The sequence below is a fragment of the Anoxybacteroides tepidamans genome (genome assembly GCF_014201465.1).
Lineage (GTDB): Bacteria > Bacillota > Bacilli > Bacillales > Anoxybacillaceae > Anoxybacteroides > Anoxybacteroides tepidamans.
Map to the genome: position 1 here is coordinate 15740 of NZ_JACHEP010000004.1, position 11469 is coordinate 27208.

Sequence of the window (11469 nt, forward strand, 5' to 3'; positions counted from 1 at the left end):
AATAAGAGAAAGGAGAGTTTGTCACTGTCGGAAGTGGCTGACTCTCTTTTTTTGATTGTATAGAATTGCAATGGAAAAATGCTGGAATAAGCAGGGTGGGCGGTTGGTCACTTTCTGATGGAGGGGGAGATGGAAGCGAGACGATCATTACATTCTGTCACTCCCCGCATGCTTATGGAACGCCACAGGAATTTTGGACTGTTCGCCACTCCTCATAAAACGATGTTTAAACGGTTGAAATAACACAATAACCGCCATAATGATCGGCGGTTATTGTTGTTGTTGGCGTTCTTTTATTTTTTTTGCCATTTGTTCAAGCAGTTTTTCCCACGGTGTTTGTTTTTTCGCTGCCGCTGTCTTTTTTTTCATCGTTTCCCTCCTGCGATAGTTGGTAATGCGAGCAATTCACGCAACTGTTCGTTGGACAGCTCCGTAATCCATGCTTCGCTTTGCATAATGTCTTCGTTCAACGTCTGTTTTTTCTCTAGCATGTCATCAATTTTTTCCTCAATGGTTCCAGTTGTAATCAGTTTATGCACATGAACAAATTTGCTTTGGCCGATCCGGTAGACGCGGTCGGTTGCTTGATTTTCGACAGCTGGATTCCACCAGCGGTCAAAATGGATGACATGGTTGGCCGCCGTTAAGTTCAGTCCGGTACCACCAGCCTTTAACGATAAAAGGAAAATATGAAATTGCCCGGCTTGGAATTGTTCAATCATTCGATCGCGGTCGCTTTTTGGCACGCTGCCGTTTAAAAAGGCGATCGGTTCGCCAAAATGGGTGGAAAGAAGCTGCTGGATCATTTCGCCCATTTGAATGTACTGCGTAAAAATGAGGCAGCTTTCCCCGTTCGTGCGAATTTGTTCGACAAGCTCAAGCAGTTTTTCTAATTTGTGCGAGCGTTCGAGCACGCGCGTTGGTTTCTTTTCTTTTAAATAAAGCGCAGGGTGATTGCATAGCTGTTTTAAATGGTTTAACATTTGCAAAATGATTCCATGACGAGCAAATCCTTCTGTTTGTTCCAGCTTTTCAAGCGATTGTTGAACAATTTGCTCATATAGTGACGCCTGTTCAACGGTGAGGGGACAATATTCTTTTTGTTCGAGCTTATCCGGCAAGTCGAGTGCAATGCGTTCATCTGTTTTCGTACGCCGCAGCAGAAACGGCCGAATGAGCTTTTGCAGCATCGCTGTTGCTTCACTGTCGCGCTCTTTTTCAATCGCTGTCGCAAACCGGCGTTGAAATTCAGCTTGTGTGCCTAAATAGCCTGGATTGAGAAAATGGAAAATGCTCCACAGTTCGTTTAAACGATTTTCGATCGGCGTGCCGGTTAAGGCGATTTTATGTCCGCCGGTGAGTTTGCGAACAGCGCGCGCTTGTTTCGTTTGTGCATTTTTAATGTTTTGTGCTTCGTCTAGAACAATCGCATGCCACCGTAGTTGTGCCAGTTCTTCAACGTCTAAATGCGTCAAGCTGTACGATGTGATGACAAGATCGGCGCTTTTCGCTTTGTCGGCAAAGTCGTCTCCTTTGGCGCGGGTTGGCCCGTGATGAATGTAGACGCGAAGCGACGGAACGAAATGGGCGCATTCTTTTTGCCAGTTGCCGATGACGCTTGTCGGACAAATGAGAAGTGCGGGCTTGTCCGGTTTTTCTGTTTCGCTTACATGTGCAAAATAGGCGAGTGTTTGCACCGTTTTCCCAAGTCCCATATCGTCCGCTAAACAAGCGCCAAAGCCGAAACGGCGCAAAAAGACGAGCCAATCGACGCCGCGCTGCTGGTATGGCCGGAGCGTCCCGTGAAACGACGGCGGCACAGGAACAGATGGAATGCGCTCAACGTTTGTAAGTTGTTTGATGAGCGAGGCGAAGCTGCGGTTTAGCTCGATTGCGATCGTTTCTTCTTCTTTGTCATATATTTGTCCAGCTTGTTTATCTTCATGCAACAGTGCCTGCTCGAGCACATCGCGCAGCGGCAACCCTTCTTTTTTCGCTTTTTTCATAAGCGTTTGCACGCGCTGGATGAGCGCTGGATCAAGCTGAATCCATTGATCGCGAATGCGCACAAGCCGCCGCTTTTGTTTCACAAGCTCAGCGAACTGTTCTTCCGTTAGCTCGATGCCGTTTGTCGCGATGCGCCAGTCGAAATCGACGAGCGCATCCAAGCCGAAGGTCGATGAAGGTGCGGACGATTTGATGCGCGCTTTCACGGTGAGGCGCGTCTGTTTGACGAGTTCCCACCATGACGGCAATAACACACGCACACCTGCTTCTGTCAGTTCTGCGCTTGCTTCTGATAAAAAGCGCCATGCTTCTTCTTCCGTAAGCGATGTACGCAGTTGCTCTCCATCGGCAAGCCACGGTATGATTTGCCGCCAGAGCCGTTGTGCCCGTGCGATATGCTGGGTGTGCTTCTGCCATGCTTTCGGCAATGCGGTTTGTTCGTTCCAAGCGATCAAATCGGATTCATCGACCGGTATAAGCACCGTTTCGAGCGGCCAGTTGTTGCTGTTTTCGTTTGGTTCTGCTAAACGCAAGGCGACGACAAACGGCGGCTGGTCTTGTCCCCAGCCAATTTCCGCTAGCCAGTCGTGCTCGTCGATCATCCAAGGCGGAGCCTCGCTTGTTAAAAGCGGATACATTTCGATTATTTCTGCCCATATAGCTTCCAGCCCTCGGTCGCGTTTGATCCAGTCGTTAATGGCGTACGACCGCCATCGTTTTACAAACCGATCGTCGTCATCATTTGTTCCTTTCCAAGCGATCGCGCCTTGTTTCCATGCGATGAAATCGGGCATAAACCGTTTCTGTTCGATGTCAGCAACAATTTGCTTCGCCCATTGGCGAAATTGCTCGGACTGTTCATCCCATTGGATGGTCGCGAATTGATTTTGCGGGGTGAGCGCGAAAAACGCGAGCGCTTCCCACGGGGAAAGCAACACGCCTTTTGTTCCGTCGATCGTTTCCAACGTCAAAAACGTCCCATAAAAGCTTTCTTCATGCCAAGCGAATACGGTTGCTGCCCATTCCTCGATGTTCATGTTACGATCGTTGTTATAGATAAAAAAGCTTTTTTCTTGTTCGAGCCAAAGACTGTTGATCGCAATCGACTTCATCATAGCAAATTCCCTTTCTTTAATTCTTCTTGAAATGCGCGCAATCGCTTCGTTTGGTCGAGCAATTTCTCCATATATGTTTCCCATCGGTCGGTTCGTTTTAACATGTTGTAATGGATGCGCAGCCGTTTTAAAAATTGGACAGCTACTTGGTAACTGTCTCTATTTTTCTGATTAATAAGCCATTGAATGGCTTGGTGATACAAAGGAAGTACAATCGACCGGTCTTTTCTTTCGATTTCTCTCATATCGGAAGGATTGATATTTTCAGCCGTCATGCCTATGATCATATATAAATCGACAACGGTTCGGTATTTTTCTTTGGAAAATAACCAATTCAAATATTCTTCTAGGCTGTACGGCAACAAGCTTTGCAATAGCGGTTCGTAATAGGAAAAATCTTTGCTTAAACCAGCATATTTTTTGTACGTATGCTCAATTTTTTCTACTAACCAATGCCGCTCATGCATTGGCATTGCGAAAACGTATCGGGACGAATGTTCCGTAAGTTTTTCGACCCAAAAGGTGGCGCGTTGTTTTTCTTTTTTCTCAATTAAGAAATCAAGCCAGCTTACTATATATTGAATAGCCGCATGTGGATACCGGTCGATCAGTGTATACGCCTGTTCATCATCTTTTAATAAAAAGGATAAGTGGGATGAGGCGTATAGCCATTGTTCGTCAGATGGCGACGCTTCTAATTGTTTCATTGTATATTGGCGCTCTGCGGCTCTCCATTCCTCTTTTTCAAAAAGAAATTCCCATATTACATCATATATTGTTTGTGCAACTCTTTTTAATGAACCGTCGACTAGCAATAGCTGGCGAACGTATGGGATTGTTTGGACTAGAAGCGGCTCCTCTGATTTTTTTGCCTTTTTCTTGACGATATCGCCAAGTTTTCGATGAAATATTGTGATGAAATCTTGTACGATTTGTTGCCAAAATGCTTTTGCGTAATGCGGGTGTATCGGATTTTGGTTTTGTTTATATAAATGTTCAAGTTTGAATAGGTGAATAAGCGTAAAAAGCGCCGCATGAAAATGATATAAGCGATCCGTAAACGTCGCTGACGGCGTGGAACGAACGAGTGGTTGAAAAAAACCATGAACTAGTTCGTGAGGAAGCTCCATCTCTTTCATTCTTTTTCGGCGTTGCCGAAATTCATCATATTTTTGTTCAAACTGTTTCCACCACGTTTGGATAAGATCATCGCCTGTTTCTGATTCACTGACCAATTCGAGCTGCTCTGTATGAGTGATTTTTTCTAGATGTGATGTTCCTTTCCATTTGTGAATGAGCTCGCCGACATATTTTGTTTGGTTGTATACGTAAAAAAACATCGCGATAACATGTTCGCAAATATTTTCTTTTTCACAGCTGCACGTATGTTCACGTATGGCAGCTAGATTCATAACAGGTTCGTAAGTAATGCGCCGGTCAGACACTTTTCCTTTAATTGTATAGTCTTTTATGATCGATACGTTATATACATGTCCGTTTCGGTATAATTGCAGCGCCCGTTTAACCGTTTTTTCATGTTGCGAAAACGGCATGAGCGACATGAGCTGTTTAGCGGCAGCAATCACTACTTCTGGCGACAAAGTTGCTTGCAGCAAAGCCGGATCACCTCCCTCTTTTTTCATTGTAGCATGAGCTTGTTAGATTCACAAATGGAGGGGGCATCGATTAAGAACGTGCAAATTTTCCGCGGATAAGGCGCTTCAACTTTATTTGCGAAAAGATGAGCATGAGAGGATCAAATGCTTTTTTTGCCAACTTGTGAGCATAGCTAAGCTGTTCTTTTGCTATATAAATACAACTGGGAGGTTTAACTTATGGCGGACGAAAAAGTAGGCTCCCTATTTTTTCGACTGTTGGAGGCAAGTTGAGCGTAGCCGACTACGGCAGAAAAACTAGGAATAGAGCGATGTCAACTGGTTTTTAATGGTTAATCAACACGCCTGATAAAACTTAACAAACATTTACAAACTATTTACGATTCGCTCATATCGGAATGGTATAATGTACAACACACGAATTGTTTCGTTTTTTGAAAGGAGCCTTAAAGTATGGCAGATCAATTAACTTCGATGATGTTGCTTGCGGATAGTTTGAATCGTGAAAGTTTGACCGAAAAAGTGGCTCACTATATGAACGAACATCCTGTCGGACTGCTGTATTTTGATATTCAACAGTTTGGTGAAATCGAACAAAAGTATGGACAGATGGCGTGCCAACAGCTTTTAGAAGCGTGGAAACAGCTCATTGTCGAAGCAGAACGGTCTGGAACGTTTGGAGTATTTGCCTATCGGATGTTTGGAGATGATGTATTGATATTCGTTCGCATGGAACGAGAGGCAGGGAAAACCGTTTTGCTCCGTCTCGCTTGTGAGATGTGCATGGGCTTTCAAAAGCAATTGAATGATTCCGTTGATTTAAATAAGCCGGTTGAATTTCATATCGGAACGGCACTTCTTGTCCCTAGCGGCGGAAGAACGGTGGAGAACTTGTTGTATGTTGCAATTAAAGAAGCGATTGGCGAAGCAAAAAGTAAAGCGGATTCGGAATATAGACGCTTGCAAGCGGAATTTTACGATATTCTTGCCGAACCTAAGATAACGGCGCATTATCAGCCGATCGTTTCGCTTTCTAGCGGAACGATTTACGGGTACGAAGCGTTAGCGCGCGGACCGCAAACGAGTTATTTTGCGACGCCGGATCGTTTGTGGGAGTTTGCGGAAAAAGAGCATAAGCTGTATGCGCTTGAAAAAGTTGCACGGCAGCGGGCGATTGAAGGATTTTCACCCGATGATCTGAACTGGAAATTGTTTATTAATCTGAACGCGAATGTCATTCACGATCCGCAGTTTACGCCAGGACAGACGTTGGCGCTTCTTGAAAAAAGAGGCTTAACGCCGCAACATGTCGTATTTGAGATTACCGAACGCCAGTCGATTGATGATTACGCTTCTTTTACGAAAGTGCTAGATCATTACCGCAACCAAGGATATCGAATCGCGATCGATGATGCGGGGGCGGGCTATTCTTCGCTGCAAGCCATTGCCGAACTGCGTCCGGATTATATCAAAATTGACCGTTCCATTATTCACGGGATTGATCGGGACAACATAAAGGCGATTTTGTTGGAAACGCTTGCTATTTTTGCACAGAAAATCGGCTGCCAGCTCATTGCGGAAGGAATTGAAACATTTGAAGAATTGAACGTCGTCAGCCAGCTTGATGTTCCGTTCGGCCAAGGGTATTTGTTCGCCCGTCCTCATCCGAACTTGCCGCCTGTTTCTAAGGAGGTCATTGCGGTGATGCGTTAAAGAGGGGCAAAGAGAAGCTCCTCTTTCGCTAGAAGAAATGATGGCTCGCTAGCGAGCGGTAAGGATCTGTTAGAAGTTCTGACAAGGACTATTATGAAATTTTGTTTCTTTGTTGATTTTTTCTTAATTTTTGTTTCATCATCTTTTTAGTACATCATTAAGGAATCCACAAGTTTTTCGCGATGTTAGGATTGGCGCTTTATTTCTCGAAAACCTGTCATGAAGCATCTCGTTCATATCGTCGCTGCGCTGACAACGAAAGGTTTTTCTGGAACATTGACCAATCGCCATCATGGGAGCTTTCATCCGAACCATCGCACCACACTAAGCCATTTTTTCACAAACATCCCTTGGGATGAAGAAACGTTGCTTCGCAAACTCCAGCAGTGGATGCTTCATCGTGTTGAACGCATCGTCAAACAGGAGAATCAACCCCTTTTTGTTTCGATCGATGATACGATTTGCCAAAAAACCAAGCCTTCGTCACAGGCAACGCACGCCATTCAAGGGTGTGATTGTCATTATTCCCACACAGACAAAAAGTCCATTTCGGAACATTCTCTCGTTTGGCACATGGTTCATACGATGCCCCAAGCGTTTCCGTTTGCTTTTCGCCTCTACAACAAGGCAGCTAGGAAAAGCAAGGGGGAACTTGCGATCGAGATGCTTTCTTCTTTGGATGTACGCCGTCCGATGAATTCGTGGCATCCATCGCAAGCGCTCGTGGAAGCTTGTCTGAAAAACTCTCTTTTTACATAGTAATTATTGTTATGAAAATTGCTCAACTACAGTAAAAAATACAGAATCGTATGGCTGAACCAAGCCTTTCTGCCACGTCCCTCGAACAAGAACGCCAGCGGGCAAATGAATTTGCTTGCAACGTATTCATTGTTCGAGGAGGGCATGCTAAACGCATGCCGACTACGGCAGAAAAGCTAGGAATAGAGCTATCTCAACTAGTTTTTATTGGTGAATCAACACGCCTGTTCCATTTATATAGTTACGTAGGCTTTGATCTAGGTTAAATGATAAATTTGTTTCAAACAAGTGTTCTGATCATGCAATGCTAGCGCTGCTCTATGAAAGGAGTTTTTCCAATGAGTAAAAAAATATTCAAGAACAGCCTATTTGTAAAAATCTTTTCAATATGTCTTATATGCATGTTAGTTCCGATGCTGATTAACTTATTTTATACGACATATTCCTCATCCCGCGCCTTAGAAAGCGAAGCCAGCAGTTCATTATCAAGAATTGCGCTTGAAAAGAAGAAACAAGTTGATTTTGTATTCGATTCACAATTTCAAATATCCAATTCAATGGTCAATGAACTGTTTATGCGCGATTTTTTTCAAGAAGTTGCCAAAACAAATAAGATAGACCGTTTAAAACTAAATGAGATTTCGGAAAATTTGCAACAAAGATTAATCAACTCGAACGGACTATACGAAAATATATTTTTTTCTTATGATAATAAAGTTTTGGTGGATGGAGTTGGGGGGGAATCAGTAGGCCACGTATTTGATAAAAAATCGGAAGCTTACTATTATGAGCAATTAAAAAATCCAGGGATATCTACAAGTGATTACATGTATTCTCCTACAACGAAAAGACCGATTATCGCAGTCGCCAACTCCATTTTAGATGATGCTACGAAAAAAGTGCTTTCGGTTCTCGTCATCGCTGTGGACATCAACAAATTGACAAGAGAACTGGTCAAGGGAAGCTCAGGGCAAAATGTAAACACAATGATTACTGATCCACAGGGGCTTGTTATTGCATCAAGTAAAGCTGGTCAAGCCCTTCATATAAATTTTAGCACACAGGATGGAATCAAAGATTTTTATAGTAAAATGAAAAAACATAAATCAGGAGAAGGGTACTTCACGTTAAATGGTGTCAAAAACATTGCATCGTATGTAAAACATGAAAAGTATGGATTTTATATTTTATCTTACATGCCAGTGGAACATTATATGGAAAAAGTAGATGAACTGAAATTCGGAATCGTGAAAGTTATTTTGTTGAGTGTAGCCATAACGATTATTGTCGTTTTGCTTGTTGTTTTGTCGATCGTTCGGCCGATCAAGTTAGTCTCGAAAACAGCGCAACAAATTGCCCGTGGAGATCTAACCGCTGAACCGATAAATATTAAAAACAATGATGAAATAGGAGAATTGGCAAAATCATTTAATACAATGCTTGTCAATCTGCGAGATATGGTAGCGCAGTTAAATGTGACTTCCGAAAAAGTTGCGGCAACAGCGGAAGAATTTTCTGCGACAGCTGAACAGTCATCAAAAATAAGCAGCCAAGTGGCAGAAGCAATCCAGCAAGTTGCTACTGGGGCAGATGATCAATTTCGCAGCGCTTCCCATATTTCGAGCATGGCAAGGGAAGTTACTGAAGGAGTAGGACAAGTATCGGAAAATACGAAAAAGGTGGCGGCTTTTGCTGCGCAAACGACGGAAAAGGCGAATACAGGAGCAAAGATCATCTATTCTTCTATTTCTGAAATAGGAGCAATGAATGAAAATATTCACCATGTCGCTGAGAAAATCAAACATCTTGGAGAGCGATCGAAAGAAATTGAAAAGATTATTGAAGTCATTACACAAATTTCTGAACAAACGAATCTGCTTGCTTTAAATGCGGCAATCGAAGCTGCAAGAGCAGGAGAACATGGGCGCGGTTTTGCGGTTGTTTCTGACGAAGTTCGGAAGTTGGCAGAACAAACGAAAATGTCATCGGACCAAATTAAAGAATTGATCAACGTGATTTTAGAGGAAACAGAGGAAACGGTTCATTTGATGGACAATACGGTGAAACAGTCGGTAAAAGGGATTAAAGCGGTTGAGTCCGTTGAACAAACCTTTAATGAAATACAAGATTCCATTAATGAGGTAACAGGGCAAATTCAAGAGGTATCTTCGGCTACAAAACAAATGAGCGCGGCGATTGCACAGGTTTCTTCCAATATAAATCAAATAACGCGCGTTGCGACCGAAATTGCCTCGCAATCGCAACAAGTGTCTGCGGCTACAGAAGAGCAGTTAGCTTCATCAGAGGAAATGGCTGCTTCTTCTGCTTCGATGGCGAAAATGGCAGAAGAGTTACAAGAGCTAATCAAAAAATTTAAAATTTAGTTGGAAAATTACGCAAGTGTAAAACTGGTTTTTATTGGTTAATCAATACACCTGATTATATAATGTTTATAATTATATAAATACAACTGGAAAGTTAACTTATGACTAACGAAAAAGCAGACTTCCTATTTTTTCGACTGACGAGGCTGACCCAAAAGTCCGCTTTTTAGCGGACTTTTGGGTCAGCCTCCCCTTTTTGTTATGAATGCGACATGTAAAATTTTTTCATAAAATAGATGTGCAATCGCTAAGGATGGCCGATGGAATGCAGAGAGGCGGTGTATTGATACACTTTTTACCGCAAGTTCCGGCAGCAATTTGTACTATTCTAGCAGCGGTTATGCGTTAAGATACGATCAGAAGCAATTGAAAAGGCTTACAACAGTTGGAGGAGGAGAGGATGAGATGAAGCTTGTAGCAATTACGTCGTGTCCGAATGGAATCGCGCATACGTATATGGCCGCGGAGAAATTGGCAAAAGCAGCAGAAAAAAAGGGACATGAAATGAAAGTAGAAACGCAAGGATCGATTGGCGTAGAAAACGAACTTACGCCGGAAGATATCGAAAATGCGGATGGTGTGATCATTGCTGCCGATAAGCAAGTAGATAAAAGCCGCTTTCATGGGAAACGTGTTCTCGAAGTATCCGTGACAGATGGGATTCGGCGTCCAGAAGAGTTGATTGCGCAGTTTGAGCGAAACGAAGTTCCAGTATATGCGGAACAAGTTGCTTCTGCTAAACTAAAAAGTATTACGGAAGTGAAAAAAGAACGAAGTCAAAAACAAAATCCGATTTACCGCAATTTGATGAATGGTGTTTCGTACATGATTCCATTCGTCGTGATCGGCGGGTTGTTGATCGCTCTTTCATTGGCGATTGGCGGTGAGCCGACCGAAAAAGGGTTGGTCATTCCACAAGGATCTATTTGGAATAATATTTTAAATGTCGGAGTCGCAAGCTTTACGTTTATGGTTCCGATTTTATCGGGGTTTATTGCGGTGAGCATTGCCGATCGTCCTGGTCTTGCGCCTGGTATGGTTGGTGGCTATATTGCGGCAAATGGAAGCTTTTACGGTAGCCAAGCAGGTGCTGGATTTATTGGTGGAATTATTGCCGGATTTTTGGCTGGTTATATTGTCAAAGCGATTAAACGTATTCGCGTCCCGCAAATGATTCAGCCGGTTATGCCGATTTTGATTATTCCGTTATGCTCATCCCTTTTAGTGGCGGCGATCTTTATTTTCGTGCTTGGTCAGCCGATTGCCGGAATTATGGAAGGGTTAACGTCATGGCTTAACGGTATGCAAGGCGCAAGTAAAGTGGTGTTGGCGATGATTTTAGGCGCGATGATTGCGTTTGATATGGGCGGTCCTGTTAATAAAGTCGCTTTTCTTTTCGGTTCAGCAATGATTGCAGAAGGACATGCCGACATTATGGGACCGATTGCGGTTGCGATTTGCATCCCGCCTCTTGGGCTAGGTCTTGCGACGTTATTAAATAAGAGCAAGTTTACAAACGAAGAACGGGAAGCCGGAAAAGCAGCGCTTGCGATGGGGCTAGTCGGAATTACCGAAGGGGCGATTCCGTTTGCGGCGCGCGATCCGTTGCGTGTTATTCCAAGCATTATGATTGGTTCGATGGTTGGTGCGGTCATTGCGATGCTTAGTGGAGTCGCTGATCATGTGCCGCACGGAGGTCCAATTGTAGCGGTGTTCCAAGCAGTGGATAATGTTCTCATGTTTTTCGTCTCGATTATCGTTGGAATGATTGTGACCGCTTTATTAGTAAACGTCGTGAAAAAGCCGGTAGATGTTGAAAATTAAAACAAAAAGGGAATCTTTGGATGACAAAGATTCCTCCTTTTTATTTATGAA

The 11469-nt window shown here is 43.4% G+C and carries 4 protein-coding genes and 2 pseudogenes; 4 read left to right on the forward strand and 2 right to left on the reverse strand.

Annotated elements, in window-relative coordinates; genetic code table 11:
• Window positions 1-365: 365 nt before the first annotated feature.
• Together HNQ34_RS06065 and HNQ34_RS06070 are read right to left on the reverse strand one after the other, a co-directional pair.
• Window positions 366-3119 carry a DEAD/DEAH box helicase gene (locus HNQ34_RS06065; protein WP_409978359.1) on the reverse strand — a complete coding sequence of 918 codons (2754 nt, stop codon included), beginning with the start codon at window positions 3117-3119 and terminating at the stop codon, window positions 366-368.
• Window positions 3119-4738 carry an SWIM zinc finger family protein gene (locus HNQ34_RS06070; RefSeq protein WP_183252628.1) on the reverse strand — a complete coding sequence of 540 codons (1620 nt, stop codon included), beginning with the start codon at window positions 4736-4738 and terminating at the stop codon, window positions 3119-3121. The genes HNQ34_RS06065 and HNQ34_RS06070 overlap by 1 nt, the downstream gene beginning before the upstream one ends.
• Window positions 4739-5191: 453 nt before the next feature.
• On the opposite strand from HNQ34_RS06070, the gene HNQ34_RS06075 reads away from it, so the two are divergent.
• The 4 genes and pseudogenes from HNQ34_RS06075 to HNQ34_RS06090 all read left to right on the forward strand — a co-directional run.
• The gene (locus HNQ34_RS06075; protein ID WP_183252630.1) at window positions 5192-6451 is read left to right on the forward strand and encodes an EAL domain-containing protein; all 1260 of its coding nucleotides are present in this window, start codon (window positions 5192-5194) and stop codon (window positions 6449-6451) included.
• 182 nt (window positions 6452-6633) lie between these two features.
• Window positions 6634-7192, forward strand: a pseudogene (locus HNQ34_RS06080) (IS701 family transposase); the annotation flags it as partial.
• 356 nt (window positions 7193-7548) lie between these two features.
• On the forward strand, window positions 7549-9594 hold the full coding sequence (locus tag HNQ34_RS06085) for a methyl-accepting chemotaxis protein (protein WP_183252633.1): 2046 nt from the start codon (window positions 7549-7551) through the stop codon (window positions 9592-9594).
• Between the two features lie 405 nt (window positions 9595-9999).
• Window positions 10000-11415 (forward strand): annotated as a pseudogene (locus tag HNQ34_RS06090) (PTS fructose transporter subunit IIC); the annotation flags it as partial.
• Window positions 11416-11469: the final 54 nt, after the last annotated feature.